At 68.9% G+C, this 26243-nt stretch carries 21 protein-coding genes and 1 pseudogene; 17 read left to right on the top strand and 5 right to left on the bottom strand.

Annotated elements, in window-relative coordinates:
- Nucleotides 1–418 precede the first annotated feature (418 nt).
- The 9 genes from AC1PK7_RS13885 to AC1PK7_RS13925 are packed head-to-tail and all read left to right on the top strand — an operon-like array spanning nucleotide 419 to nucleotide 12831.
- Nucleotides 419–739: an STAS domain-containing protein gene (locus AC1PK7_RS13885; RefSeq protein WP_010343460.1), complete on the top strand. Its 321-nt coding sequence runs from the start codon at nucleotides 419–421 to the stop codon at nucleotides 737–739.
- Nucleotides 740–752: 13 nt separating this feature from the next.
- The gene (locus AC1PK7_RS13890) at nucleotides 753–2828 is read left to right on the top strand and encodes a chemotaxis protein CheA (protein WP_481098512.1); all 2076 of its coding nucleotides are present in this window, start codon (nucleotides 753–755) and stop codon (nucleotides 2826–2828) included.
- 57 nt (nucleotides 2829–2885) lie between these two features.
- Nucleotides 2886–5024 carry a methyl-accepting chemotaxis protein gene (locus AC1PK7_RS13895; protein WP_481098513.1) on the top strand — a complete coding sequence of 713 codons (2139 nt, stop codon included), beginning with the start codon at nucleotides 2886–2888 and terminating at the stop codon, nucleotides 5022–5024.
- Nucleotides 5025–5080: 56 nt separating this feature from the next.
- Nucleotides 5081–7078 (top strand): methyl-accepting chemotaxis protein, encoded by a 1998-nt coding sequence (locus AC1PK7_RS13900; RefSeq protein ID WP_481098514.1) that lies wholly within the window; start codon nucleotides 5081–5083, stop codon nucleotides 7076–7078.
- A gap of 48 nt (nucleotides 7079–7126) precedes the next feature.
- Complete coding sequence (locus AC1PK7_RS13905; RefSeq protein WP_481098515.1) at nucleotides 7127–9043, top strand: methyl-accepting chemotaxis protein; 1917 nt, start codon at nucleotides 7127–7129, stop codon at nucleotides 9041–9043.
- A 9-nt stretch (nucleotides 9044–9052) separates the two neighbouring features.
- On the top strand, nucleotides 9053–9586 hold the full coding sequence (locus tag AC1PK7_RS13910) for a chemotaxis protein CheW (protein ID WP_267112670.1): 534 nt from the start codon (nucleotides 9053–9055) through the stop codon (nucleotides 9584–9586).
- A gap of 49 nt (nucleotides 9587–9635) precedes the next feature.
- The gene (locus tag AC1PK7_RS13915; RefSeq protein ID WP_267112669.1) at nucleotides 9636–10907 is read left to right on the top strand and encodes an EAL domain-containing response regulator; all 1272 of its coding nucleotides are present in this window, start codon (nucleotides 9636–9638) and stop codon (nucleotides 10905–10907) included.
- Between the two features lie 12 nt (nucleotides 10908–10919).
- A complete protein-coding gene (locus tag AC1PK7_RS13920) occupies nucleotides 10920–11726 on the top strand; it encodes a CheR family methyltransferase (RefSeq protein ID WP_010341212.1) in 807 nt (268 codons plus the stop codon).
- A 28-nt stretch (nucleotides 11727–11754) separates the two neighbouring features.
- The gene (locus tag AC1PK7_RS13925; protein ID WP_010341213.1) at nucleotides 11755–12831 is read left to right on the top strand and encodes a protein-glutamate methylesterase/protein-glutamine glutaminase; all 1077 of its coding nucleotides are present in this window, start codon (nucleotides 11755–11757) and stop codon (nucleotides 12829–12831) included.
- Nucleotides 12832–13067: 236 nt separating this feature from the next.
- Here AC1PK7_RS13925 and AC1PK7_RS13930 read toward each other — a convergent pair whose 3' ends face one another.
- Nucleotides 13068–13886, bottom strand: coding sequence for a helix-turn-helix transcriptional regulator (locus AC1PK7_RS13930; RefSeq protein ID WP_481098516.1), 819 nt, complete (start codon nucleotides 13884–13886; stop codon nucleotides 13068–13070).
- 188 nt (nucleotides 13887–14074) lie between these two features.
- Here AC1PK7_RS13930 and AC1PK7_RS13935 point away from each other — a divergent pair, with 188 nt between their 5' ends.
- The 3 genes from AC1PK7_RS13935 to AC1PK7_RS13945 all read left to right on the top strand — a co-directional run bounded on the left by AC1PK7_RS13935 (nucleotide 14075) and on the right by AC1PK7_RS13945 (nucleotide 18350).
- Nucleotides 14075–15478: an MFS transporter gene (locus AC1PK7_RS13935; protein WP_481098517.1), complete on the top strand. Its 1404-nt coding sequence runs from the start codon at nucleotides 14075–14077 to the stop codon at nucleotides 15476–15478.
- A 29-nt stretch (nucleotides 15479–15507) separates the two neighbouring features.
- Nucleotides 15508–17490: a glycoside hydrolase family 127 protein gene (locus AC1PK7_RS13940; RefSeq protein WP_481098518.1), complete on the top strand. Its 1983-nt coding sequence runs from the start codon at nucleotides 15508–15510 to the stop codon at nucleotides 17488–17490.
- A 137-nt stretch (nucleotides 17491–17627) separates the two neighbouring features.
- Nucleotides 17628–18350: a 4'-phosphopantetheinyl transferase family protein gene (locus AC1PK7_RS13945; RefSeq protein WP_481098519.1), complete on the top strand. Its 723-nt coding sequence runs from the start codon at nucleotides 17628–17630 to the stop codon at nucleotides 18348–18350.
- A 136-nt stretch (nucleotides 18351–18486) separates the two neighbouring features.
- On the opposite strand, the gene AC1PK7_RS13950 is transcribed toward AC1PK7_RS13945, so the two are convergent.
- The gene (locus tag AC1PK7_RS13950; RefSeq protein WP_481098520.1) at nucleotides 18487–18738 is read right to left on the bottom strand and encodes an SHOCT domain-containing protein; all 252 of its coding nucleotides are present in this window, start codon (nucleotides 18736–18738) and stop codon (nucleotides 18487–18489) included.
- Between the two features lie 36 nt (nucleotides 18739–18774).
- Nucleotides 18775–19524, bottom strand: coding sequence for a 2,3-diphosphoglycerate-dependent phosphoglycerate mutase (gene gpmA / locus AC1PK7_RS13955; protein ID WP_010342084.1), 750 nt, complete (start codon nucleotides 19522–19524; stop codon nucleotides 18775–18777).
- A 245-nt stretch (nucleotides 19525–19769) separates the two neighbouring features.
- Between gpmA and nfi the strand changes: the two genes are divergently transcribed.
- Complete coding sequence (gene nfi / locus AC1PK7_RS13960; protein WP_481098521.1) at nucleotides 19770–20486, top strand: deoxyribonuclease V; 717 nt, start codon at nucleotides 19770–19772, stop codon at nucleotides 20484–20486.
- A 43-nt stretch (nucleotides 20487–20529) separates the two neighbouring features.
- Here the strand turns inward: nfi and AC1PK7_RS13965 are convergent, their stop codons facing one another.
- Entirely contained in the window at nucleotides 20530–20811 is a 282-nt protein-coding gene (locus AC1PK7_RS13965) for a hypothetical protein (protein ID WP_481098522.1), read from the bottom strand.
- A 419-nt stretch (nucleotides 20812–21230) separates the two neighbouring features.
- On the opposite strand from AC1PK7_RS13965, the gene AC1PK7_RS13970 reads away from it, so the two are divergent.
- Nucleotides 21231–22100 (top strand): pirin family protein, encoded by an 870-nt coding sequence (locus AC1PK7_RS13970; protein WP_209246415.1) that lies wholly within the window; start codon nucleotides 21231–21233, stop codon nucleotides 22098–22100.
- Nucleotides 22101–22464: 364 nt separating this feature from the next.
- Nucleotides 22465–22932 carry a hypothetical protein gene (locus AC1PK7_RS13975; protein ID WP_010342081.1) on the top strand — a complete coding sequence of 156 codons (468 nt, stop codon included), beginning with the start codon at nucleotides 22465–22467 and terminating at the stop codon, nucleotides 22930–22932.
- Nucleotides 22933–23135: 203 nt separating this feature from the next.
- Here the strand turns inward: AC1PK7_RS13975 and AC1PK7_RS13980 are convergent.
- Nucleotides 23136–23231: pseudogene (locus AC1PK7_RS13980) on the bottom strand (pirin family protein); the annotation flags it as partial.
- A 558-nt stretch (nucleotides 23232–23789) separates the two neighbouring features.
- Here AC1PK7_RS13980 and AC1PK7_RS13985 point away from each other — a divergent pair.
- Both AC1PK7_RS13985 and AC1PK7_RS13990 read left to right on the top strand, forming a co-directional pair.
- Nucleotides 23790–25871 carry a carbon starvation CstA family protein gene (locus tag AC1PK7_RS13985; RefSeq protein ID WP_481098523.1) on the top strand — a complete coding sequence of 694 codons (2082 nt, stop codon included), beginning with the start codon at nucleotides 23790–23792 and terminating at the stop codon, nucleotides 25869–25871.
- The gene (locus tag AC1PK7_RS13990; RefSeq protein WP_010341969.1) at nucleotides 25871–26095 is read left to right on the top strand and encodes a YbdD/YjiX family protein; all 225 of its coding nucleotides are present in this window, start codon (nucleotides 25871–25873) and stop codon (nucleotides 26093–26095) included. The genes AC1PK7_RS13985 and AC1PK7_RS13990 overlap by 1 nt, the downstream gene beginning before the upstream one ends.
- The last annotated feature ends 148 nt before the right edge of the window (nucleotides 26096–26243 follow it).

Below are 26243 nucleotides of genomic sequence, written 5' to 3' on the forward strand. Positions count from 1 at the left end.
CTGGATGCGCACGCGCACGCCGGCCATCTTTCCCTGTCGCTGAGACGCCATCGCGCATGCGGTGGCGTATGGCACGCGCTCGCATGTGATTGATCGCTTCACCAGTGATCTTCACATGAAGATCACGGCTGCGCATCGACGCCTCGCGTTGACATGTTGACGCCTTCACGCGTCTTGCGATTGGCACGCCGCGTGCAACGACATGGGGACCCACCGCACCGGCGCGGTTATGGGATGCGTATCGTGGCACCGGTCTGAACCGCTCAGGCTCGCGTGCAGCCCGCGAGACAAATGGTTCACGCAGGCTAAATATTTCTAAATATTTCCCGTACGCGCCGATATCGCTGGTACCGCAGCCTGCGCGTGCCCTTCCGGGCGTGCCGCCGGCTCTTCACTCGCCCACTGCCGGAGACCCGCCATGCGCTCGACGCCCCCCGACGAACAGGATCCGCCGCTGCAGCTGATCGTGGACGGCGACATGACCATCCGCCGCGCGGCCGAACTGAAGCCGCTGCTGCTGCCCGCGCTGGAGCATCCCGGCGGGTTGCGCCTGCAGTTGCAGGAGGTGACCGACATCGACGCCACCGGCGTGCAGCTGCTGCTGGCCACCCAGGCGGCACTGCGCGCACTGGGACGCCCATTCCAGCTCGAGGGCTGCAGCACCGCGGTCGGCGATGCGCTGGCCCTGCTCGGCCTGGACGACGCGTTCGAGCGCGTCGGCGACGACACCCTTCACTAATCGGCAGCACGACATGAACATGGATCAATTGCTGCAGACCTTCATCGCCGAGAGCCGCGACCTGCTCGAGGACATGGAGCGCAATCTGTTGGAAGCCGAGCGCGGCGAAGCCGGTCCGGATGCGGTCAACGCGATCTTTCGCGCCGCCCACACCATCAAGGGCTCCGGCGGCCTGTTCGACCTGGCGCAACTGGTCGGCTTCACCCACGTGGTGGAGAGCGTGCTGGACCTGGTGCGCGAGCATGCCGTCGCGCTGGATTCGGAGCTGATCCAACTGATGCTGGCCTGCTGCGACCACATCCGCGCGCTGGTGGAAGCCGCGGCCGGCGGCAAGGCCGACGAAGCCACGCTCACCGCCGACGGCGCGCCGCTGCTGGAACGCCTGCAGACCTACCTGCAACCCGCCGCCACGCCGGCGGCCAAGGCGAGCGCCGCCGCGGCAGCGCCGGCCGCGCCCGCGCACACCGGCTACTGGCGGATCTCGCTGCAGTTGTTCACCGATGCGCTGCGCTTCGGCAACTCGCCGCTGCACCTGATCCGCTGCCTGCGCAGCCTCGGCAGCCTGGAAGCGGTGCGCACCCGCCACGACCGCGTGCCGGCGCTGCCGGACCTGGATCCGGAGGCCTGCTACCTGGGCTTCGACATCCTGCTGCGCAGCGACGCGCAACAGGCCGCGATCGAGGACATCTTCGAATTCGTGCGCGACGACTGCGACCTGCAGGTGCTGGCGGTGGACCCGCAGGGCGACGCCGCCAACCTGGATCTACCGCTGCTGGTGGCCGAGGCCGGCAGCCAGGCCAGTGCCGACGATTTCGCCGGGTTCGACAGTGCCGACGCGCCGGCGGCGGCCGCGCCCGCCTTGGCCAGCACGCCGGCGGCAGCGGCCGCCACCGCCGCAAGCGCCGGCCCGGCCAAGACCGCTGGCGCGCGCGGCGACGGCGGCTCGATCCGCGTCGACGCCGACAAGCTGGACCGCATGATCGACCTGGTCGGCGAGCTGATCATCGCCGTCGCCAGCACCGGCGCCAACGCCCAGCGTACCGGCGATGCGCAACTGCTGGAATCCACCTCGATCCTGGCCGGGCTGGTCGAAGAGGTGCGCGAAAGCGCGCTGCAGCTGCGCATGGTCAAGATCGGCGGCACCTTCAGCCGCTTCCACCGCGTGGTCCACGACGTCGCCCGCGAGCTGGGGAAGGACATCGCGCTGGTGGTCAATGGCGAGGACACCGAGCTGGACAAGTCGGTGGTGGAGAAGATCGCCGATCCGCTGACCCACCTGGTGCGCAACGCCATGGATCACGGCATCGAACCGGCCGAGGTGCGCCAGGCGCGCGGCAAGCCGGTGCGCGGCACGGTGCGGCTCAACGCCTTCCACGATTCCGGCAGCATCGTCATCCAGATCAGCGACGACGGCGGCGGCCTCAACCGCGACCGGATCCTGGCCAAGGCGCTGGAGCGCGGCCTGATCGAACCCGGCCGCCAGCTCTCCGACCGCGAAGTGTTCGCGCTGATCTTCGAGCCGGGCTTCTCCACCGCCGAGAAGGTCACCAACCTGTCCGGCCGCGGGGTCGGCATGGACGTGGTCAAGCGCAACATCGCCGCGCTGCGCGGCAGCGTGGACATCAGCAGCCAGCAGGACGTCGGCACCACCATCTCGGTGCGGCTGCCGCTGACCCTGGCGATCATCAACGGCTTCCAGGTCGGGGTCGGCAAGTCGGTGTTCGTGGTGCCGCTGGACGTGGTCGAGGAATGCGTGGAGTTCGCGCCGAACTACCAGAGCGAGTACATCGACCTGCGCGGCAACGTGCTGCCCTACGTGCGCCTGCGCTCGCTGTTCGCCATCGCCGGCGCGCCGCCGGCGCGCGAGAGCATCGTGGTGATCCGCCAGGGTGCGCAGCGGTTCGGCCTGGTGGTCGACACCCTGCTCGGCGAGTGGCAGACCGTGATCAAGCCGCTCTCCAAGGTCTTCGCCCAGGTCAAGGGCATCAGCGGCTCCAGCATTCTCGGCAGCGGTGGGGTCGCGTTGATCCTGGACGTGCCGTCGCTGCTGGGCCAGTTGCAACCCGGCGCCGAATCGCTGGCGGCCTGAGCCGCCGCGTCGCCCGCCGTCATTCCTACGTCGCGCCATCAACCAGGAATCGCCGCCATGTCCCAGAACCGGACGCCCCTTACCACCCTGCCGACGACCGCCGTCGTCGCCGTGGCCCTGCCCGCCGCCGCCGCTGTCGCCGCGCTGGCGCTGCCGCTGGCCAACGGCCTCGCATGGACCCTGGTCGTCGTGGCCACGCTGGTCGCCGGCCTGCTGCTGAGCCGCAGCGTGCGCGCGGCACAGCAGGTGGCCGCTGCCGCGCAGCGCGAGCTGGAGCTGGCCCGCACCGGCCTGCAGGCGCTGGCACAGGGCGAACTGGACCGCGTGGACGCCGCGACCGGCGGCAGCGAGATCGGCCAGGCCCTGCTCGCCGCGCAGCGGCCGCTGCGGCAGTTGCAGGCCGACGTCGCGCACATGACCCGCGCACACGCCGCCGGCGACTGCGACGTGATGCTGGATGCGACGCAAGCCAGCGGCGCCTACCGCACCGTGGCCGGCGATATCAACCAGCTGGTCGGCGCCCACATCGGCGTCTGCAAGCAGGCGATCGACTGCGTGGGCGAGTTCGGCCGCGGCAACTTCGCCGCGCCGCTGGCCGCGTTGCCGGGCAAGAAGGCCTACATCAACGACACCATCGAGCAGGTGCGGCGCAACATGCTCGGCCTGATCGCCGAGATGCGCCGCGTCGCCGAGGAGCACGATGCCGGCGAGATCGACGCCAGCATCGACAGCGCGCACTTCCAGGGCGACTTCCGCAGCATGGCCGACGGCATCAACCGCATGGTCGGCAGCCACATCGCGGTCAAGAAGCAGGCGATGGGCGTGGTCGCCGAGTTCGGCCGCGGCAACTTCGACGCGGACATGCCGCAGCTGCCGGGCAAGAAGGCCTTCATCAACGACACCATCGAGCAGGTGCGCGGCAACTTCAAGCGCCTGATCGGCGAGATCGCGCGCATGTCCGAGGAGCACGACCTGGGCGACATCGACGTGCAGATCGACTGCGCGCACCTGGACGGGCAGTTCTGCGCGATCGGCAAGGCCATCAACCGCATGGTCGCCGCGCACATCGCCGTCAAGAAGCAGGCGCTGAGCGTGGTGGCCGAGTTCGGCCGCGGCAATTTCGACGCGCCGATGCCGCAACTGCCCGGCAAGAAGGCCTTCATCAACGAGATCATCGAACAGACCCGCGGCAACCTGCGCAGCGTCGGCGATGTGATCAAGGTGATGGGCGCGATGGCCGAGGGCGACCTCAGCCGCCAGGTGCAGGGCCACTACGAGGGCGCCTTCGCCGACATGCAGCGCTACGTCAACGCCACCATCGACAAGCTCACCAGCATCGTCAACGAGGTCAACGGCAACGCCGTGACCCTGGCCAGCGCCGCCGAGGAACTGTCGTCCACCGCGCAATCGCTGAGCCAGGCGGCCAGCGAGCAGGCCGCCGGCGTGGAGGAGACCAGCGCGTCGCTGGAGCAGATGACCGGCTCCATCGCGCAGAACGCGGAGAACGCCAAGGTCACCGACAGCATGGCCGCCAAGGCCTCGCGCGAGGCCGCCGAGAGCGGCGAGGCGGTGCGCGCCACCGTCTCGGCGATGAAGGAGATCGCGCGCAAGATCGGCATCATCGACGACATCGCCTACCAGACCAACCTGCTGGCGCTGAACGCGGCAATCGAGGCCGCGCGCGCCGGCGAGCATGGCAAGGGCTTCGCCGTGGTCGCTGCGGAGGTGCGCAAGCTGGCCGAGCGCAGCCAGGTGGCCGCGCACGAGATCGGCGACGTCGCCAGCACCAGCGTGAGCCTGGCCGAGACCACCGGGCGCCTGCTCGGCGAGATGGAACCGTCGATCCGCCGCACCTCCGACCTGGTGCAGGAGATCACCGCCGCCTCCGAGGAGCAGAGCACGGGCGTCGGCCAGATCAACGCCGCGGTCGTTCAGCTCAGCCAGACAACACAGCAATCCGCTGCCAACGCTGAAGAATTGGCCGCCACGGCCGAAGAAGTAAGCAGCCAGGCAGAACAGTTGCAAACGCTCATGAGTTTCTTCACCACCGGCGCCAGCACCGCCCCGGCACCGACCCCGCAACCGCGGCGACTGCCCACGTCGATGCAGCGCACACCACGCGCACGCAGCTTCGGCGGCCCGGCGGCCACCGCCCAGGCCGCGCGCCTGGAAGAAGCCGCGTTCGTCTCGTTCTGATCTCTCCGTCCCGGCCGGTCACGCCGGGGCCTCTCCACTCGCACAGGTACCACGGCATGTCCAACTCTCTCTCGCTGTCCTCCAAGCTGTGGACCGGCTCGGCCATCGCCGTCGTGCTGCCATTGGCTGCTGCGGCGGGCGGGTTCGCCCTCGGCCTGAGCGCCGGGCAAACCCTGGCGCTGGGCATCGGCGCCACGGCGCTGGCCGCCGCGGTGCTGGCCTACACCGTCCATGCCATCACCCGCTCGCTGCGGATCGCCACCACCACCCTGGCGCGCTTTGCCACCGGCAATTTCGAGGTGGTGATGCCGACCATCCGCAACGACCAGGCCTGCGAGGTGCTGCTGGCGCTGCGGCAGGTGCAGACTGGGGTGCGCCAGATCAACGACGAGATCGTGCGCATGTCGCGCGAGCACGACGCTGGCGACATCGACGTGGTGATCGACAGCCACCGCTTCGATGGCGAGTTCAAGGTCATCGCCGAGGGCATCAACCGCATGGTCGGCGACCACATCGCCACCAAGAAGAAGGCGCTGGCCTGCGTGGCCGAGTTCGGCCGCGGCAATTTCGATGCGCCGCTGGAGACGTTCCCGGGCAAGAAGGTCTTCATCAACGAGATCATCGAGCAGGTGCGCCGCAACATGCAGGGGCTGATCGCGCAGATGCAGCACATGTCCGCGCAGCACGACGCCGGCGACATCGACGTGGTGATCGAGAGCCACCGTTTCGAAGGCGACTTCCGCAGCATGGCCGACGGCATCAACCGCATGGTCGGCGACCACATCGCCACCAAGAAGAAGGCGATGGCCTGCATCGCCGAGTTTGGCCGCGGCAACTTCGACGCGCCGCTGGACGCTTTCCCGGGCAAGAAGGCGTTCATCAACGACACCGTTGAACAGGTGCGCGCCAACCTGCGCGCGCTGATCCGCGACACCAGCCTGCTCGCCGACGCGGCCGCGGCCGGCCGCCTGGACGTGCGCGCCGACGGCAGCCTGCACCATGGCGACTTCCGCCGCATCGTCGACGGCATCAACCTGACCCTGGACACGGTGATCGGCCCACTCAACGAAGCCAGCGCCGTGCTCAAGGCGATCGAAGCCGGCGACCTGACCCGGGTGGCGGACGTGCAGTGCCAGGGCAAGCTGAAGGAACTGTGCGACAGCATCAATGCCACCGTTGCGCGGCTGGCGCAGGTGGTCGGCGAGGTCAACATCAACGCCGACGCCCTGGCCAGCGCCTCCGAGCAGGTCAGCGCCACCGCGCAGTCGCTCAGCCAGGCGGCGAGCGAACAGGCCGCCGGCGTGGAGGAAACCAGTGCGTCGCTGGAGCAGATGACCGCCTCCATCGCGCAGAACACCGAGAACGCCAAGGTCACCGACGGCATGGCGGCGAAGGCCGCACGCGAAGCCAACGAAGGCGGCGATGCAGTGCGCTCGACGGTAGTGGCGATGAAGCAGATCGCGCAGAAGATCGGCATCATCGACGACATCGCCTACCAGACCAATCTGCTGGCGTTGAACGCGGCGATCGAGGCCGCGCGCGCCGGCGAGCACGGCAAGGGCTTCGCGGTGGTCGCCGCGGAAGTTCGCAAGCTGGCCGAGCGCAGCCAGGTCGCCGCGCAGGAGATCGGCCAGGTGGCCGAATCCAGCGTGGAACTGGCCGAGAACGCCGGCAAGCTGCTGGAGCAGATGGTGCCGTCGATCCGCCGCACCTCCGACCTGGTGCAGGAAATCACCGCCGCCTCTGAAGAGCAGACCTCGGGCGTCGGCCAGATCAACGCCGCGGTCGGCCAGCTCAACCAGACCACGCAGCAGGCCGCGGCCAACTCCGAGGAACTGGCCGCCACCGCCGAGGAAATGAGCGGCCAGGCCGAGCAGTTGCAGCAGTTGATGAGTTTCTTCCGTACCAACCAGGTGGTGGCGCCGCGGCGCCCCGCCGCTCCGCAGGCCCTGGCGCGCAAGTCGGCACCGGTGCGCAAACGCAGTTTCGGCTTCGGCGAGACCGGCCTGGCGCTGGTGCCGGCGCCGGACGAAGCGCAGTTCGACACGTTCTGACAATCACACTTCCGTACATCCAACAGGGGGATCACGGTGTTCAAGCAAATGAAGATCGCTACCAGAATCGGACTCGGCTTCGCCGCCGTCTTGCTGCTTATGGTGGGCATGGGCGTGTTCACGGTGGACAAGCTGGCCAAGGTCAACCAGGCCTCCACCGACATCGCCACCAACTGGATGCCCAGCATCCATTACGTGCAGGCGATGAATACCAACCTGTCCGACCTGCGCGTGGCCGAACTGCAACACGTGGTCACCGAAAACCCGCAGGAAATGCGCGCCTTCGACCAGCAGATGGAGCAGATCCTGGCCGAGTACGCGAGTAACCGCGACCATTACGTCAAGCTCATTTCCTCGGATGAGGAAAAAGGCATCTATACGAACTTCAATGGCGAGTTCGACAAGTACCTGGCCTTGCACAAGCAGGTCCTCGACCTGTCGCGAACGCTGAAGACCAGCGAGGCGCTGGCCTTGTTCAACGGCGACCAGCGCAAGCTGTACGACGACGCGTCGACCATTCTCGACAGCCTGGTGGTGCTGAACACCAAGGGCGGCGAAGCCGCCAGCGCGGAGGGCGATGTGCTCTATGCCAGCTCGCGGCAGTGGATCATCGCCGTGATCGTGGTGTGCGTGCTGCTGGGCGCCGGCATTTCGGTCTTCATCGTGCGCGGCCTGATGCGCCTGCTCGGCGGCGAGCCGGCCTACGTGGCCGAGATCGCCAACAAGGTGGCGCAGGGCGACCTCAACCTGGAGGTGGCGGTGCGCGCCAACGACAGGAGCAGCGCGTTGTATGCGATGCGGACCATGGTCGAGCGGCTGAAGCTGGTGATCGACGGCCAGCGCCGCGTGGTCGCCGCCGCCAACCGTGGCGACTTCTCCGAGCGCATCGCCCTGGACGGCCTGTCCGGGTTCCAGCGCGACATGGGCCAGGGCCTGAACGAGTTGGCCACCACCACCGGCGACAGCATCCAGGACGTGGTGCGGGTGATGGGCGGCCTGGCCGAAGGCGACCTGACCCAGAGCATCGACAAGTCCTACGACGGCGCCTATGCCGAAATGAAGAACTACGTCAACGACACCATCGCACGCCTGTCGCAGGTGGTCAGCGAGGTCAACAGCAACGCCGAGGCGCTGGCCAGCGCCTCGGAGGAAGTCAGCGCCACCGCGCAGTCGCTGAGCCAGGCGGCCAGCGAACAGGCCGCCGGCGTGGAAGAGACCAGCGCCTCGCTGGAGCAGATGACCGCTTCGATCTCGCAGAACACCGAGAACGCCAAGATCACCGACGGCATGGCCAGCAAGGCCTCCAGCCAGGCGCTGGACGGCGGCGAGTCGGTGCGTGCGACCGTGCAGGCGATGAAGCAGATCGCGCAGAAGATCGGCATCATCGACGACATCGCCTACCAGACCAACCTGCTGGCGCTGAACGCGGCGATCGAGGCCGCCCGTGCCGGCGAGCACGGCAAGGGTTTCGCCGTGGTCGCCGCGGAAGTGCGCAAGCTGGCCGAGCGCAGCCAGGTGGCCGCGCAGGAGATCGGCGATGTGGCCAGTTCCAGCGTCGAGCTGGCCGAGAACGCCGGCAAGCTGCTGGACGAGATGGTGCCGTCGATCAAGCGCACTTCCGACCTGGTGCAGGAGATCACCGCCGCCTCCGAGGAACAGACCTCCGGCGTCGGCCAGATCAATGCCGCAGTCGGCCAGCTCAACCAGACCACGCAGCAGGCCGCGTCCAACTCCGAGGAACTGGCGGCCACCGCCGAGGAAATGAGCGCGCAGGCCGAACAGCTGCAGCAACTGATGAGTTTCTTCAAGCTGGAAGTCGCAGCCGCATCCAGGACCGCGACGCGGCGTCCGGCCGCGGCGCGCGGCCGCAGCGGGCAGGCCGGGGCCAAGCCGATCGCGCGCGTGGCCGGCGGCAAGCTGGTGCTGGCCGACACGCTGGACGAAACCCACTTCGAAACCTTCTGAGGCATGGCCATGAACGCTCCCGCTTCGCTCTCATCCTCCGACGCCGGCGACCTGGCGACGGACCAGTTCCTGACCTTCCTGCTCGGCAAGGAAATGTTCGGCGTCGGCATTCTCGGCATCAAGGAGATCATCGAGTACCGCACGCCGACCGACGTGCCGATGATGCCGCCCGCGCTGCGTGGGGTGATCAACCTGCGTGGCGCGGTGGTGCCGGTGGTGGATCTGCAGCAGCGCTTCGGCCGCGCGCCCAGCGAGATCAGCAAGCGCACCTGCATCGTCATCATCGAGGTCGCCAGCGGCGAGGAGCGCCAGGTGCTCGGCCTGCTGGTGGACGCGGTGAGCGAGGTGCTGGAGATCGCCACCGCCGACATCGCCCCGCCGCCGGCGTTCGGCACCGGCATCCGCCGCGATTTCATCCATGGCATGGGCAAGGTCGGCGAGCGCTTCGTCATCCTGCTCGCCGCCGATGCGGTGCTGGCGCCCCAGGAGTTCGCCAGCATGGCGGCCCTCGACGCCCACCTGGAAGAAGGCATCGCCGCCTGAGCGGCCTTTGCCGCGCAGCGCCCTGCCCCTCCCTCGAAACGGATTTCGCATGCCCACGCCCCCCGACACCGCCGCCCTGCACCACTTCGGCACGGTCCTGGTGGTCGACGACAGCCAGGTCCAGCGCGAACACGCGCTGGCCCTGTGCCTGCGGATGGGCGCCGTGGCAGTGGAAGGCGCGGCCGACGGCCATGCGGCGCTGGCGCGAGTGACCGAGGGTTCGCCGCTGGGGCTGCTGATCGTGGACCTGGAAATGCCCGGCATGGACGGCGTGCAGTTGCTCGAGGCGCTGGCCCGCAGCGACGTGCGCGTGCCGATCGTGGTCGCCTCGCAACGCGGCGCGGCCCTGATCGACTCGGTGTTGCAGGTCGGCCGCAGCAACGGCCTGCAGGTGCTGGCGGGCCTGGAGAAGCCGCTGCGCGCCGCCCAGCTCGCGGCCGCGCTGCGCGCCCATGCGCCGCCGACGCCGGCGCCGCGGAACGAGGCCGAAGCGCCGGGCGAGGCGACCATGGCGGCGATGCTGCGCGAGGCACTGCAGCGCGGCGAGATCGAGGTCGCCTACCAGCCCAAGGTGGACATGCGCAGCGGCCGGGTCGGTGGCGTGGAAGCGCTGGCGCGCTGGCGCCATCCCAGCGCCGGGCCGATCGCGCCGGACCGCTTCATCGCCGTGGCCGAGCGCGAAGGCCTGATCCATGCGCTCACCGCCTGCGTCGCCGACCAGGCGCTGGCGCGGCTGGCGGCGTGGAAGCAGGACGGGTTCCAGCTGACCCTGGCATTGAACCTGTCGCCGCGCATGCTGCAGGACCCGAATCTGCTCGACGAGCTGCTTGGACTGCTGCGCAAGCATGGCCTGGCGCCGTCCGACCTGGTGCTGGAAATCACCGAAAGCTCGCTGGTCTGCGGCAGCGCGCTGGGCATGCTGGCGCGGCTGCGGCTGCAGGGCTTCGGCCTGTCGCTGGACGACTACGGCACCGGCTTCTCCTCGCTGCAGCAACTCACCCGCATTCCCTTCACCGAGTTGAAGATCGACCGCATCTTCGTCCACGACGCGCACCGCAGCCGCAATCTGCGCACGGTTCTGGAATCGGCACTGGGCATGGCCCAGCGGCTGGGCCTGAGCACCGTCGCCGAGGGCATCGAGACGGTGGAGGACTGGACCCTGCTGCAGGAGCTGGGCTGCGACTTCGGCCAGGGCTACCTGCTGGCGCGCCCGCTGGGGGGCGGCGCGCTGCACGCCTGGCTGCTGGAGCACCAGCGCCTGCTGCAGGAACACGGCCCCACCGGCAACGCCAGCGCCCCCGCTGCTGCCTCCACCCACTGACCGGCCACGACCATGACCAGCCACGACACCATCACCGAGCAGGAATTCGGCCGGTTCCAGCGTTTCATCTTCGACGCCGCCGGCATCACCATCTCGCCGGCCAAGAAGGCCATGCTGTGCGGGCGCCTGGGCAAGCGCCTGAAGGCGCATTCGCTGCAGACCTACACCCAGTACCTCAAGCTGCTGGAAAGCCGCGAAGGCAGCGGCGAGGTGCAGACCGCGATCGACCTGCTGACCACCAACGAAACCTACTTCTTCCGCGAGCCCAAGCACTTCGACCTGCTGCGCAGCGTCGCCGCCGCGCATACCGGCAGCGCGCCGTTCCGCTGCTGGAGCGCGGCCAGTTCCAGCGGCGAGGAGGCCTACAGCATGGCCATGGTGCTGGACGACACCCTGCAGGGCCGCCCGTACGAAGTGGTCGGCACCGACATCAGCACCCGCGTGCTGGCCAAGGCGCGCACCGGCCACTACCCGCTGCTGCGCATCGAGCACATGCCTCCGGCCATGCTCAAGCGCTACTGCCTCAAGGGCCGCGGCGAGTACGAAGGCAGCATGCTGATCGATCGCCGCATCCGCGACCACGTGCGCTTCCTGCACGCCAATCTCAACGCGACGCTGCCCAACCTGGGCCAGTTCGATGTGGTGTTCCTGCGCAACGTGATGATCTACTTCAACGGCCAGACCAAGCGCGAAGTGGTGGCGCGGGTGCTCGGCACGCTCAAGCGCGGCGGCATCTTCTGCATCGGCCACTCCGAGAGTCTCAACGACGTCAACGGCGACGTGGTGCAGATCGCGCCGTCCGTGTACCGCAAACCATGAAGGCCGACGTGCCAGGAGGGAACCCCGCATGACCACGATCAAGGCCATGGTGATCGACGATTCGGCGGTGGTGCGCCAGGTGCTGGTCGCCGTGCTCAACGACGCGCCCGGCATCGAGGTCATCGCCGCCGCGGCCGACCCGCTGCTGGCGATGGACAAGATGCGCCAGCAATGGCCGGACGTGATCGTGCTCGACGTGGAGATGCCGAAGATGGACGGCATCACCTTCCTGCGCAAGATCATGAGCGAGCGCCCGACCCCGGTGGTGATCTGCTCCACGCTCACCGAGAAGGGCGCACGGGTGACCATGGACGCGCTGGCCGCCGGCGCGGTGGCGGTGGTGACCAAGCCCAAGCTCGGCCTCAAGCAGTTCCTCACCGATTCGGCCGAGGAAATGATCGCCACGGTGAAGAGCGCCGCGCGCGCCAACGTCAAGCGCCTGTCGGTGCGTGCGGCACCGGCGCCGGCGGAGCCGGAGATCAAGCACACCGCCGACGTGATCCTGCCCGCGCAGGGCAATCGCCCGCTGTCGCAGACCACCGAACGGGTGGTGGCGATCGGCACTTCCACCGGCGGCACCCAGGCGCTGGAGGAAGTACTGACCGCGCTGCCGCGGGTCAGCCCCGGCATCGTCATCGTCCAGCACATGCCGGAGAAGTTCACCGCCGCCTTCGCCGCGCGCCTGGACACGCTGTGCCAGATCTCGGTGAAGGAAGCGGCCAACAACGACCGCGTGGTGCCGGGACGCGCACTGATCGCACCGGGCGGCAAGCACATGCTGCTGCGTCGCAGCGGCGCGCAGTATTTCGTCGAGGTGCTGGACGGACCGCCGGTGAACCGGCACCGGCCGTCGGTGGACGTGTTGTTCCGTTCCGCCGCGCGCGCCGCCGGCGGCAACGCGCTGGGCATCATCATGACCGGCATGGGCGACGATGGCGCGGTGGGCCTGCTGGAAATGCGCCAGGCCGGCGCGCGCACCGTGGCCCAGGACGAACACAGCAGCGTCGTCTTCGGCATGCCCAAGGAAGCGATCAAGCGCGGCGGCGCCGAAAAGATCCTGCCGCTGAGCGCGATGGCGCGCGAGATCGGCCAGCAGCTGAGCTAGCGCAGCCAACGCGGCGTTGCCCGGATCGTAGGGGCGGCTTCAGCCGCGACCGGGCCTTTCCATGAAAGCCCTGCCCTATAGCCCAAAGCCGCCTTTATCGCAGGAGCGGCTTCAGCCGCGACGAAGCGTTCCGATGAAAGCGCGTCGCGGCTAAAGCCGCTCCTACAGCACAGCCGGGCGATACGCGCGCACTTGCAATCAAAATGCGCGGCGTGCGCCTCAGATCCGCAACACCCTCAGCCCGAATTGATGTGCTCCTTGCAGTAAAGGCGCCGGTAGGCGCTGGGGGTCATGCCCAGACGCTGGCGGAACACGCGCCGGAAGTAGCCGCTGTCGCTGAAGCCGGCGCGCTGCGCGACATCGTCGACCGCGCAGGTGTTGACCAGCAGCAGCTTCTCGGCGAAGGCGATGCGCTGGCGGTGGATCGCCTCGGTCAGCGTGGTGCCGAAGCTGCGCCGGTAGATGCGGCCCAGGTAGTCCGGGTTGCAGTGCAGTTGCGCCGCCAGCGACGAGGCGGTGAGCGCGGTATGGAACTGCGTGCCGATCAGTTGCTTGGCGCGGTACGCCAGCGCCACGCCCGCGCGCTCGGAGTCGTGCGGATCCGGCCAGGCGCCGGCCACGCATTGCAGCATCGACAGCACGATCGGCTCCAGCATCGGCAGCGTGCGCCGTTCCTCCTGCTCGGCCAGGAACCAGCGGAACAGGCCGACGAAACGCTCCGGATCGCGGATCGCGGTGCGCTGCGGCATCGACAGCGCCACCGCGTTGTCCGCCTGCGTCGCGCCCGGTTCCAGTTCGAAATGCACCCAGTAGAAGCGCAGGTCGTCCGGGAACTGGCCCAGGCCGGCATGCGTGCGGCCGGGCCACAGCAGCAGCGTCTCGCCGGGGCCGACGTGGAAGTCGCTGTCCTGTTCGCGAATGGAGAGGATGCCGCGTTCGACGAAGATCAGCTCGTAGGACTGGATCACCCGCGCCGGATGCGCACCCACCCCGCGGGAAATGAACAGGCCTCCGTTCTGGACCCGGATCGGATAGGCGACCGTCAATTCAAGCATGTCGGAAACGTCTCCCCGTGCGCGCAGCACGCTGCACTGCAGCAATCCAATGAACGTCACCACGCGCGCGCAGCCCGGCGACCATGGTCGGAATCGTACCGGTTTTATACCGCACAGACTCTTGTCGCGGTTGCGCGGCCGTGCGACTTTGCGCTGGCGCCGGACCGGGCGCGCCAGGAGCCGCCCCGTTGACTGCGACCGCCATTGGCCACGCCGCCGCAGACGCCGCACCGGCCGCGACCACGCCGCGGCTGTCGCGCCTGGAGAAGTTCGGCTACGGCCTCGGCGATGCCGGCGGCACGGTGGTCACCTGCCTGATCGCCAACTTCCTCACCTTCTTCTACACCGACGTGTTCGGCCTGACCCCGGCGTTGGTCGGCACCCTGTTCACTGTGCTGCGCGTGGCAGACGCGGTGTCCGACCCGGTGATGGGCCTGATCGCCGACCGCACCCGCAGCCGCTGGGGCCGGTTCCGTGCCTGGCAACTGTGGGTCGCGCTGCCGATCGGCATCGCCTGCGTGCTGACCTTCAGCGCGCCGCAACTGAGCGCCGGCGCCAAGATCGCCTACGCCTTCGCCAGCTATTTCCTGCTGTCGCTGTGCTACACCGCGATCAACGTGCCCTACTGCGCGCTGATCAACAGCATGACCGGCGACCACCGCGACGTGGTCTCGGCGCAATCCTGGCGCTTCGTGCTGTGCGGCATCGCCGGCTTCCTGGTGTCGGTCGGGTTGCCGTGGCTGGTGCGGGAACTGGGCAACGGCGACGCCGCGCGCGGCTACCAGCTTGGCGTGGGCGTGCTGGCGGCGCTGGCGGTGGCGATGTTCCTGTGCTGTTTCTTCGCCGTGCGCGAGCGCGTGCCGGTCAGCCTGCTCGGCGGCGCCGGCATCGCCGAACACCTGCGCGGCCTGCTGCGCAACGACCAGTTGCGGCTGGTGCTGCTGATGTCGTTCCTGCTGATCAACGTGTACAACATCCGCGGCGGCGCCTATCTGTACTTCATCACCTACGTGCTCGGCGGCAGCAGCGGCTACGCCTCGCTGTTCTTCGCGATGGTGGCGCTGGCCACGGTGCTCGGCGCGATCGTCGTCAACGCGCTGTGCCGCCGCTTCGACCCGCTGGCGCTGTACCTGCACACCAACCTGGCGCTGGCCGCGTTCGGCGTGGCGCAGTGGTGGCTGCCGACCGGGCCGGCGCAGCAGACGCTGTGGCTGGGGGTGATCTTCGTGCATTGCCTGGTGCTGGGCTTCGCGCTGCCGCTGCACTTCTCGCTGATGGCCTTCGCCGACGATTACGGCGCCTGGAAGAACCGGGTGCGCTCCTCCGGCATCAACTTCGCCTTCAACCTGTTCTGCATCAAGCTGGCCTGGGCCTCGAGCGCGGTGGTGATCAGCGCGCTGTTCGTCTACGCCGGCTACCGCGCCGGCGCTGCGCAGCAGAGCCCCGCCTCGCTGCAGGCCATCACCCTGCTGGAAACGCTGATCCCCGCCGGCCTGCACCTGCTGCTGGCCGCGGTGATCCTGCGCTGCCGGCTACGCCGGCCGCTGCTGGCGAGCATCGCCGCCGACCTCGCCGCACGCCCGGTGCACTGACCTTCCCCACTCTCCAGGATCTCCGCTCCATGCCGCATTCGCCCGTGCCGTCCCCGGAACTGCCTCTCGCCCACCTGCGCATCGCCGATCCGTTCTGGCAGCGCTACCAGCGCCTGGTGCAGGAGGTGGTGCTGCCCTACCAGTGGGACGCGCTCAACGACAACGTCGCCGATGCCGAACCCAGCCACGCCATCGAGAACTTCCGCATCGCCGCCGGCCGCAGCGACGGCACGTTCTACGGCATGGTGTTCCAGGACAGCGACGTGGCCAAGTGGCTGGAAGCGGTGGCCTACCTGCTGGCGCAGCATCCCGACCCGGCGCTGGAGCGCGATGCCGACGCCACCATCGAACTGATCGGCGCCGCGCAGCAGGCCGACGGCTACCTCAACACCTATTTCACGGTGAAGGCGCCGCAGGAACGCTGGACCAACCTGGCCGAGTGCCACGAGCTGTACTGCGCGGGGCACATGATCGAGGCCGGTGTGGCCTATTACCAGGCCACCGGCAAGCGTGCCCTGCTCGACATCGTGTGCCGGCTCGCCGACCACATCGACGCCACCTTCGGGCCCGGCCCGACGCAGTTGCACGGCTACCCGGGGCATCCGGAGATCGAACTGGCGCTGATGCGCCTGTACGAGGCCACCGGCGAGGCGCGCTACCTGACGCTGGCGCGCTACTTCGTCGAACAGCGCGGTACCACGCCGCACTACTACGACGAGGAGTACGCCAGGCGCGGCCGCACCTTCTTCTGGGGCGGACACGGCCCGGCCTGGATGATCCAGGACAAGGCCTACAGCCAGGCGCACCTGCCGGTGGCGCTGCAGGACACCGCGGTCGGCCACGCGGTGCGCTTCGTGTACCTGTATGCCGGCGTGGCGCACCTGGCCCGGCACAGCGGCGACGCCACTCTGCGTGCGGCCTGCGCGCGGCTGTGGGACAACGCCACTCAGCGGCAGATGTATCTGACCGGCGCGATCGGCGCACAGAGCTACGGCGAGGCCTTCAGCGTCGACTACGACCTGCCCAACGACACCGCCTACAACGAGAGCTGCGCCTCGATCGGGCTGATGATGTTCGCCAACCGCATGCTGCAGCTGGCACCGGACGGCCGCTACGCCGACGTGATGGAGCGCGCGCTGTACAACACCGTGCTGGGCGGCATGGCCCTGGACGGGCGCCACTTCTTCTACGTCAATCCGCTGGAAGTGCACCCGCCCACCGTGCACGGCAACCACACCTTCGATCATGTGAAGCCCGTGCGCCAGCGCTGGTTCGGCTGCGCCTGCTGCCCACCCAACATCGCCCGCGTGCTGACCTCGCTGGGCCACTACCTCTACACCCGCCACGACGACACCCTGTACGTGAACCTCTACGTCGGCAGCGACGCGCGGTTCGAGGTCGGCGGGCAGACCCTGACCCTGCGCCAGCGCGGCGAGTACCCGTGGCAGGACACGATCGACTTCGACGTGGCGTGCAGCGCCCCGATGGACGCGGCGCTGGCGCTGCGCCTGCCGGACTGGTGCCAGGCGCCGCAGTTGCTGCTCAACGGCGAGCCGGTGGCGATCGAGGCGCACCGCCAGCATGGCTATTGCGTGCTGCGCCGGCGCTGGCAGTCCGGCGACACCCTGCAACTGCGCCTGCCGATGCCGCCGATGCGGGTCAGCGGGCATCCGCGCGTACGTCACCTGGCCGGCAAGGTCGCGGTGCAGCGCGGGCCGCTGGTGTACTGCCTGGAGCAGGCCGACAACGGCGCCGACCTGCATCAGCTGCGTCTGCCCGCCAGCGCCGCACTGCAGGCCGTGCCCGGCAGCGGCGCGCTGGACGGCCAGGTGCTGCTGCAGGCCACCGGCGAACGCCTGCATGGCGATGTCGACGCAGCCGCGCCGCTGTACCGCTACGACGCGCCACCGCCGGCGCGGCAGCCGCAGACCCTGACCTTCGTGCCCTACTTCGCCTGGGCCAACCGCGGCGAAGGCGAGATGCGGGTGTGGGTGGACGCCAGCGACGGTTGAAGCCAATGCTGCGGGACGTATCGATGCATCCGGCTCGATCGTGGCGGACGCAGCTCACCGAAGCGACGACTCCTGCGGCGCATCACTGGCCGCAGCGCACGCACCGCACGGGCCAACGCAGGCTCTAAGCTAGGGCCATGGATGCCCTGGCCCTCGCCGCCCCGCCGTTCGCCCGCCTCGCCCTCGGCGCGCATCGCATCGCCGTGCCGGACGCCTGGCTGCTGGCGTTCGGGGTCGATGCCTTCGACAACGACGATTTCCAGCGCCACGGCCTGCAGCGGCCGCCGTCGATCGCGCGCAGCGTGCGCAAGCGCCAGGCCGAGTACCTGGCGGGGCGGCGCGCGGCGCTTGCTGCACTGCGCGCCGCAGGCAGTACCGCAACCGACCTGCCGATCGGCGCTGACCGCGCGCCGCTCTGGCCCGCCGGCTTCCTCGGCAGCCTCTCGCATACCGATGGCCTGGCGGTGGCCATCGCCCTGCCGACATCCGCCGGCGCCAACGGCATCGGCCTGGATGTCGAACGTGTGGTGGCGGCAGACCAGCTCGAGGCGATCCGCAACGTGGCCCTGGACGCCAGCGATTGCGACGCGCTGGCCGCGCTCGCCCGCGTCCGCGGCTGGCCGTACGCGCTGACCCTGGGCTTTTCGGCGAAAGAGAGTTTCTACAAGGCCGCGGCAGCGACGGTCGGCCGCTTCTTCGATTTCGACGCCCTGCGCATCGAAGGCTGCGACCCGGCCAGCGGCCACGTGGACACGCGCATCGCCACGCCGCTGGCGCCGGCATTGACGGTGGGGCAGCGGCATCGCCTGTGCTGGGTGGACGTGCAGCCGGGCCTGCTGCTCACCAGCTGCGTCTGGTAGCGCGTCCGGCGCGATCGCATGGCAGCGCGGATGCGGCAAGACGCGCGACATGCGCCACGCCGCGCAGCGCACGCCACCGCTCTGCGCGGTGTGTCGGCAGGCGCGACGACGCGCCGCCTGCCGCTGGGTCATGCCCTCACAGCGCGGCCAGGATCTGCTCGCGCCGGCGTGCGTACTCGGCCGTGTCGATAAGTCCCTGCGCTTGCAACTGTTCCAACGCGCGCAGGCGCTGCTCCACCGAGGCGGCAGGCGGCAACGGCGGCGCCGCCACGGCCGCCGGCCGGCGCCGCTGCGCGCGGATCGCCATCCACACCACCACGCCGATCAGCAGCGGAATGCCGAGCATGACCATCAGCACCAACCAGTGCCAGATGCTGAATCCACCCATCGCGTCCTCCTGCCGGTTGCGCGCCGATCCTGGCGCTTACTTCGCCTTGCCTTGATTGGCCACCGCCTCGGCCGCCTTCTTCGCCGCTTCCGGATCGCCCAGGTAGCGGTAGGACTGCACCTGCAGGCTGTCGTCCAGTTCGAACAGCAGCGGGATGCCGGTAGGGATATTGAGTTCGAGGATCTCTTCGCGCGACACGTCGTTCAAATACTTGTACAGCGCGCGCAGCGAATTGCCGTGGGCGGTGACCAGCACGGTCTGCCCGGCCTTGAGCTGCGGCGCGATGGCGTCGTGCCAGTACGGCAGCACGCGCTCGAGCGTGGTCGCCAGCGACTCGGTGGCCGGCAGCGCGTTACGGTCCAGCGTGGCGTAGCGGCGGTCGTGCAGCGGATGGCCCGGATCCTCGGCATCCATCGGCGGCGGCGGGATGTCGTAGGAGCGGCGCCAGATCTTGACCTGGTCCTCGCCGTGCTTGGCCGCGGTCTCGGCCTTATCCAGGCCCTGCAGGCCGCCGTAGTGGCGCTCGTTGAGACGCCAGCTCTTGTGCACCGGCAGCCAATCCTGGTCCAGTTCCTTCAGCGCGCCCTGCAGGGTGTGGATGGCGCGCTTGAGCACCGAGGTATGGGCGACGTCGAACTGCAGGCCCTCCTCGCGCATCAGCCGGCCAGCAGCCACGGCTTCCTGGCGGCCTTGCTCGGTCAGGTCGACATCGACCCAGCCGGTGAAGCGGTTATCCAGGTTCCACTGGCTCTGGCCATGGCGCAACAGTACGAGTTTGCGGGTCACTGCGACGGTCTCCGTTGGGGGATGCGTGGATGGTGCAGCCCTGGATTGTAGCTGGTGGCGGGGATTCGGGATTCGGGATTGGGGATTCGTTGAGAGCGCTTCCCGCGCGGCTCTGGCGATCAGGTGGCGCTTGGCCACTTCACTTGCTGGAGAACCAGGCCCTCGCGAATCCCAAATCCCCAATCCCGAATCCCCAATCCCGCCCCTCCACACCCCAGCCACAGCCACGGCGCGATCATCGACGCATGGACACTTCCACGCACCCCGTGTTCGGCGACTGGGACGGCAGCATCGTGCAGGCGCGCGCGCTGCAGGCGACGCTGGCGCGCCAGGTCAGCCTGCAGGACGAGGTGCCCGACCCGCCGCGCTGGCTGGCCGGCTTCGATGTCGGCTTCGAGGACGATGGCCAGGTCACCCGCGCCGCGGCGGTGCTGCTCGATGCGCAGACCCTGCAGTTGCAGCAAGCCGAGATCGCCCGCGTGCCTACCTCGATGGCCTACGTGCCCGGCCTGCTCAGCTTCCGCGAACTGCCGGCGCTGCTGGCCGCATTGGACCTGCTGCGGCAGCGCCCGGACCTGGTGTTCGTCGATGGCCAGGGCATCGCTCATCCGCGCCGGCTCGGCATCGCCGCGCACTTCGGCGTGGTCACCGGGTTGCCCAGCATCGGCGTGGCCAAGACCCTGCTGGCCGGTCGCTTCGAGGAACCCGGCGCGCAGGCCGGCGACCACAGCCCCATCGTGCATCGCGGCGAAGTGGTCGGTTGGGCGCTGCGCAGCAAGCTGCGCTGCAATCCACTGATCGTTTCGCCCGGCCACCGCGTGGCGGTGGACAGCGCACTGCAGTGGACCCAGCGCTACCTGCGCGGCTATCGCCTGCCGGAACCGACCCGGCTGGCCGACCGGCTGGCCTCGCGCCGCGGCGAGATGCCGGCGCCAGCCGCGCAGACCCGGTCGCTGTTCTGATCGGGCGCGGCAGTCGGCGGCCGGCGGCCGGCGGCCGCGGCGATCAGCGGTTGCTGATGACGATGCCGTTGTCGACGATCTGGATGTACATGCCTGCCGGCCGCGGCCGCGCGAGGAACTGGAGATTGACGCTGGCAATGCCGCTGCCGGCGGCGCAGTTGTCGGTCGCCATGCCGATCGCCATGTAGCGGATATTGGTGCGCAGGGTCGGGCCGGCGACACGATGGCCGTTGGCGACCGGATAGCAGCCGGCGCCTTGTCCACCGGTGACCAGCAAGGCTTTCGCGCCCCATAGATCGTTGATGATCTCCGTGGGCACGTTCATGTTCGGCACGCCTTGCGCCTGCGCCGCAAACGCCGCGCCTGCGAGCAGGACCAGGCCAGGGCGCGACCGGGCGGCGCGGCGACAGCGGATGTGCGATGCGACATTTTTCATGTGTGTGCTCCTTCGGGGCGAAGAGGGATCGACGCAGCGCCACGTGCCGCTCGCTAGCGCGTGCGACCGGCCGCGACGCGCACCGATTATTCACAGGCCCGCCGCCACGTCGCAGACAAGAAGCGCACGCACTTCGCACTATGCGATTCCGGCACGCCGGCATTACCGCGCGACATGGCGCGAACGCGTCGCGGATCGGCCCTTCGCGCATGACCGCATGCGGGACAGTCCGTCTTGCCATGGCGCCGCACCGCGACCGTCCGCGCATGCGAAGCTGCGCTTCCGTTTTTGCGACTGCGAGCGTCCGCATGCCCACCCTCATCGCCCCCCGCGTCCACGATATCGGCGGCTTCGAAGTGCGTCGCGCCGTTCCCAGCGTGCAGGCGCGCAGCGTCGGCCCGTTCGTCTTCATCGACCACATGGGGCCGGCGGTGTTCGAGCCGGGCCATGGGGTGGACGTGCGCCCGCATCCGCACATCGGCCTGGCCACGGTCACCTTCCTGTGGTCCGGCGAGATCGGCCACCGCGATTCGCTCGGCTCGGACCAGGTGATCCGCGCCGGCGACGTCAACTGGATGACCGCCGGCCGCGGCATCTCCCACTCCGAACGCACGCCGACCGCGTTGCGCGAGCACGCGCACCCGCTGCACGGCATGCAGACCTGGGTGGCGCTGCCGAAATCGGCGGAAGAAACCGCGCCGGCGTTCTACCACCATGCCGCCGCCAGCCTGCCGCAGCAGCGCCGCGACGGCGTGTGGCTGCGGGTGATCGCCGGCCGCGCCTACGGCGAGGAATCGCCGGTGACGGTGTTCGCCGACACCCTCAACGTGGCCCTGGACCTGGAGGCGGACGCGGAACTCGACCTGGATGCCCGACACGCCGAGCGCTCGCTGTACATCCTGGAGGGCGAGGCGCAGCTGGACGGCGTGGACATCCCGGCGCGGCACCTGGTCCTGCCCGAGCCGGGCGCGCGCGGGCGGCTGCGCGCCAAGACCCCGCTCAAGGCGATGCTGATGGGCGGCGAGCCGCTGGATGGCCCGCGCCACCTGTGGTGGAACTTCGTCTCCAGTTCGGTGGAACGCATCGAGCAGGCCAAGCAGGACTGGCGCGAGGGCCGCTTCGGAACCATCCCGGGCGACGACCAGGAATTCATCCCGTTGCCCGAACCGGGCCGCTGACACACCGGCCGCTGCCACATCGGGCGGACAGGGCAAGCGGTCTGCGCGGCCGCTCGCCCTCTCTCGCGTCCCTGTCACCATCGCCGCCGCCCCTTAATGACCTGCGTGGCGGCGCAGTCGGACGGGTGCTGCCATGCCATACCACGCGTACGGATATTCCGGAATCCGCATCCCAATTGTCAGCGCGGCCACGCTGGGCTATGGTGCAGGCGCGGCCGCGTGCGCGTGGCCGCACACGGGACACGCACTGCGTCGGGGGATGCACTGCCGGGATCCCGCACAGGATGGGCGCTCCCGCAGACGACGCCGCAGGCGTGCGTATGGAACGAACGCGTCGCATCGCGGCGTATGGGGAACATCGCGAATGAAGACACTCTTGCGCAAGGCGCTGCTGACCGCTGCGGCGGCGTTGCCCGCCGCTGCCGCCACCGCGCAGCAGGCACAGAACTGCCCACCGCTGCCGCCGCAGAGCAAGCTGCAATGGAGCGAGCGCAGCGACAAGGGCTTCATCGTCTGCCGCGCCAGCGATGCCGACGGACGTCAGGTGCTGGGCATGATGCTCACCGCGCGCGACCCGAACATTCCGCTGCAGCGCACGCTGCGCGAGGAAAAGGGCGCCATCGCCGGCGAAGCGGTGTATTGGTACCGGCCGGATGTGGGCGGCGTCGAGTTGCCGAACCAGGCCACACGCCGCATCACGGTTGCGGAACTGAAGAAGGACCAGTACGCACAGGTGTGGATCGATGCCGCCGACGCCCAGGAACTGCAAACACTGCAATCGCTGGTGCAGGGCCTGGACATGCGCCAGTCGAGCCTGGCGTTGGAGCGCTGAAGCCCGCAGGCTCGAGACATGACGTAAGAGCGGCTTCAGCCGCGACGGGTGTTCCCGGGAACGCCCGTCGCGGTGAAGCCGCTCCTGCGACGGACGGCACGACGCCGCAGAGAAGGCGTGCGCCCTGCGCACCGGCCTGCAGTTGCAGCAGGTCGCCGCCGCCGAGCACCGCCAGCGTCTGCGCCGGCAACCGGCGCTGGCTACGCCACCGGGATGCGTTCGGGCGCGAACTCCTGGTAGCGCGGCGCGGTCATCTTGTCGCGCGCCGGCAGGTTCACCCACCATTGGAAGCCGCGCATTCCGACAGCACGGGATGGCTTTGCGAGGGCTTCGCCCCGGACCCTCACCCCAACCCCTCTCCCGGAGGGAGAGGGGCTAAAGCGCGCTTCGACGATTCATTATCTGCTCGAAGCCATGACCTCCCTTCTCCCCTCGGGAGAAGGTGCCCCGAAGGGGCGGATGAGGGTACGGGCGCAGCCTCGTGCAGCATCCGAAAGCCCGGGCTGGATTCGCGAGAGCTTCGCCCCGGACCCTCACCCCAACCCCTCTCCCGGTGGGAGAGGGGCTAAAGCGCGCTTCGACGATTCATTATCTGCTCGAAGCCATGACCTCCCTTCTCCCCTCGGGAGAAGGTGCCCCGAAGGGGCGGATGAGGGTACGGGCGCAGCCTCGTGCAGCATCCGAAAGCCCAGGCTGGACTCGCGAGGGCTTCGCCCCGCCCCCTCACCCCCAACCCCTCTCTCGGGTGGAGAGGGGCTTCTTCTACGACCAAAGTACTAGGCCCCTGGCCGCCCCCGCCATTGACCCTCCAGGCCATCGGGGCGACCCTTGCGGCAATCTTTGGGGGAGCGTTCTGCATGAAAGGGTTTTCCAAGCTGGCCTGGGCCGCACTCGCCATCCTGGCGGCGTTCTGCCTCGGCACCATCGCCCTGCGCCGCGGCGAACACATCAATGCGCTGTGGATCGTGGTGGCCGCGGTGTCGATCTACCTGATCGCCTACCGCTTCTACAGCCTGTTCATCGCCGAAAAGGTGATGCAGCTCGACCCCACGCGGGCCACGCCGGCGGTGCTCAACAACGACGGCCTGGACTACGTGCCGACCAACAAGCACGTGCTGTTCGGCCACCATTTCGCCGCCATCGCCGGCGCCGGGCCGCTGGTCGGACCGGTGCTGGCCGCGCAGATGGGCTACCTGCCCGGCCTGCTGTGGCTGGTGGTCGGCGTGGTGGTCGCTGGTGCGGTGCAGGACTTCATGGTGCTGTTCCTGTCCAGCCGCCGCAACGGCCGCTCGCTCGGCGACCTGGTGCGCGAGGAGATGGGCCAGGTGCCCGGCACCATCGCCCTGTTCGGCGCGTTCCTGATCATGATCATCATCCTGGCGGTGCTGGCGATGGTGGTGGTCAAGGCGCTGGCGGAAAGCCCCTGGGGCATGTTCACGGTGATCGCGACCATGCCCATCGCGATCCTGATGGGCGTGTACATGCGCTACATCCGCCCCGGCAAGATCGGCGAGATCTCGGTGGTCGGGCTGATCCTGCTGCTGGCGGCGATCTGGTTCGGCGGCAAGGTCGCGGCCGATCCCACCTGGGGCCCGGCCTTCACCTTCACCGGCACGCAGATCACCTGGATGCTGATCGGCTACGGCTTCGTCGCCTCGGTGCTGCCTGTGTGGCTGCTGCTGGCGCCGCGCGACTACCTGTCCACCTTCCTCAAGATCGGCACCATCATCGCGCTGGCGATCGGCATCCTGGTGGTGATGCCGGAACTGAAGATGCCGGCGCTGACCCAGTTCGCCGCCAGCGGCGACGGCCCGGTGTGGAAGGGCGGCCTGTTCCCGTTCCTGTTCATCACCATCGCCTGCGGCGCGGTGTCCGGCTTCCACGCGCTGATCTCCTCGGGCACCACGCCCAAGCTGCTCGCCAACGAGTCGCACATGCGCTACATCGGCTACGGCGGCATGCTGATGGAATCGTTTGTGGCGGTGATGGCGCTGGTGGCGGCCTCGATCATCGACCCGGGCGTGTACTTCGCGATGAACAGCCCGGCCGCGGTGATCGGCGCCGACGTCGCCGCCGCCGCGCACCACATCAGCACCACCTGGGGCTTCGCCATCACCCCGGAGCAACTCACCGCCACCGCCGCGGCGATCGGCGAACCCACCATCCTGCACCGCGCCGGCGGCGCGCCGACGCTGGCGGTGGGCATCGCGCAGATCCTGCACCAGGCCATCCCCAACAGCAGCGACGCGATGATGGCCTTCTGGTACCACTTCGCGATCCTGTTCGAGGCGCTGTTCATCCTCACCGCGGTGGACGCCGGGACCCGCGCCGGCCGCTTCATGCTGCAGGACCTGCTCGGCAACTTCGTGCCGGCGCTGAAGAAGACTGAGTCGTGGACCGCCAACATCATCGGCACCGCCGGCTGCGTGGCGCTGTGGGGCTACCTGCTGTACACCGGCGTGGTCGATCCGTTCGGCGGCATCCAGACGCTGTGGCCGCTGTTCGGCATCTCCAACCAGATGCTGGCCGGTATCGCGCTGATGCTGGGCACGGTGGTGCTGTTCAAGATGAAGCGCGACCGCTACGCGTGGGTGACCGCGGTGCCGGCAGTGTGGCTGCTGATCTGCACCACCTACGCCGGTCTGATCAAGATCTTCGACGCCAACCCGTCGCAGGGCTTCCTGGCGCAGGCGCACAAGTTCCAGGACGCCATCGCCAGCGGCACCGTCACCGCACCGGCCAAGTCGGTGGCGCAGATGCAGCAGATCGTCACCAACGCCTACGTCAACACCGGGCTGACCGTGCTGTTCCTGTGCGTGGTGTTCGCGGTGCTGGTGTACGCGATCAAGACCATCCTCGTCGCGCGCCGCACCCCGCAGCGCAGCGACCGCGAGACCGCGTACGTGGCCCTGCAGCCGCACCAGATGGCGGACCTGTAATGGGCGGCGCACTGGTTCCGGTCGGCCAGTACCAGGCGCACCGCCGACTGTGGCGGCGCCTGGTGCAGACCGCACGCCTGTGCTGCGGCATCCCCGACTACGACAACTACGTGCGGCACATGCTGGAAAAGCACCCGGACCGCGAGCCGATGGACTACAAGACCTTCTTCCGCGAGCGCCAGGAAGCGCGGTATGGCGGCAAGAGCGGGTTTCGCTGTTGTTGAAAGGCTGGGATTGGGGAGTCGGGATTGGGGATTGGTGGCGGGGCGCCTGAGTGCGCCTGACCATTCGACCGGATCACACGGCGGCTCTCGTTCTGAACGCGGCGATGCCCGGCAATGGCATCGCCGCGTTGCTGTTGTAGGAGCGGCT

This window comes from Xanthomonas sp. NCPPB 3174 (assembly GCF_056725205.1).

Excerpts from the sequence above, each read along its gene's own strand:
- AC1PK7_RS13885 (WP_010343460.1), top strand. The coding sequence starts at position 419 with ATGCGCTCGACGCCCCCCGACGAACAGGATCCGCCGCTGCAGCTGATC.
- AC1PK7_RS13890 (WP_481098512.1), top strand. The coding sequence starts at position 753 with ATGAACATGGATCAATTGCTGCAGACCTTCATCGCCGAGAGCCGCGAC.
- AC1PK7_RS13895 (WP_481098513.1), top strand. The coding sequence starts at position 2,886 with ATGTCCCAGAACCGGACGCCCCTTACCACCCTGCCGACGACCGCCGTC.
- AC1PK7_RS13900 (WP_481098514.1), top strand. The coding sequence starts at position 5,081 with ATGTCCAACTCTCTCTCGCTGTCCTCCAAGCTGTGGACCGGCTCGGCC.
- AC1PK7_RS13905 (WP_481098515.1), top strand. The coding sequence starts at position 7,127 with ATGAAGATCGCTACCAGAATCGGACTCGGCTTCGCCGCCGTCTTGCTG.
- AC1PK7_RS13910 (WP_267112670.1), top strand. The coding sequence starts at position 9,053 with ATGAACGCTCCCGCTTCGCTCTCATCCTCCGACGCCGGCGACCTGGCG.
- AC1PK7_RS13915 (WP_267112669.1), top strand. The coding sequence starts at position 9,636 with ATGCCCACGCCCCCCGACACCGCCGCCCTGCACCACTTCGGCACGGTC.
- AC1PK7_RS13920 (WP_010341212.1), top strand. The coding sequence starts at position 10,920 with ATGACCAGCCACGACACCATCACCGAGCAGGAATTCGGCCGGTTCCAG.
- AC1PK7_RS13925 (WP_010341213.1), top strand. The coding sequence starts at position 11,755 with ATGACCACGATCAAGGCCATGGTGATCGACGATTCGGCGGTGGTGCGC.
- AC1PK7_RS13930 (WP_481098516.1), bottom strand. The coding sequence starts at position 13,886 with ATGCTTGAATTGACGGTCGCCTATCCGATCCGGGTCCAGAACGGAGGC.
- AC1PK7_RS13940 (WP_481098518.1), top strand. The coding sequence starts at position 15,508 with ATGCCGCATTCGCCCGTGCCGTCCCCGGAACTGCCTCTCGCCCACCTG.
- AC1PK7_RS13945 (WP_481098519.1), top strand. The coding sequence starts at position 17,628 with ATGGATGCCCTGGCCCTCGCCGCCCCGCCGTTCGCCCGCCTCGCCCTC.
- AC1PK7_RS13950 (WP_481098520.1), bottom strand. The coding sequence starts at position 18,738 with ATGGGTGGATTCAGCATCTGGCACTGGTTGGTGCTGATGGTCATGCTC.
- nfi (WP_481098521.1), top strand. The coding sequence starts at position 19,770 with ATGGACACTTCCACGCACCCCGTGTTCGGCGACTGGGACGGCAGCATC.
- AC1PK7_RS13965 (WP_481098522.1), bottom strand. The coding sequence starts at position 20,811 with ATGAACGTGCCCACGGAGATCATCAACGATCTATGGGGCGCGAAAGCC.
- AC1PK7_RS13970 (WP_209246415.1), top strand. The coding sequence starts at position 21,231 with ATGCCCACCCTCATCGCCCCCCGCGTCCACGATATCGGCGGCTTCGAA.
- AC1PK7_RS13975 (WP_010342081.1), top strand. The coding sequence starts at position 22,465 with ATGAAGACACTCTTGCGCAAGGCGCTGCTGACCGCTGCGGCGGCGTTG.
- AC1PK7_RS13985 (WP_481098523.1), top strand. The coding sequence starts at position 23,790 with ATGAAAGGGTTTTCCAAGCTGGCCTGGGCCGCACTCGCCATCCTGGCG.
- AC1PK7_RS13990 (WP_010341969.1), top strand. The coding sequence starts at position 25,871 with ATGGGCGGCGCACTGGTTCCGGTCGGCCAGTACCAGGCGCACCGCCGA.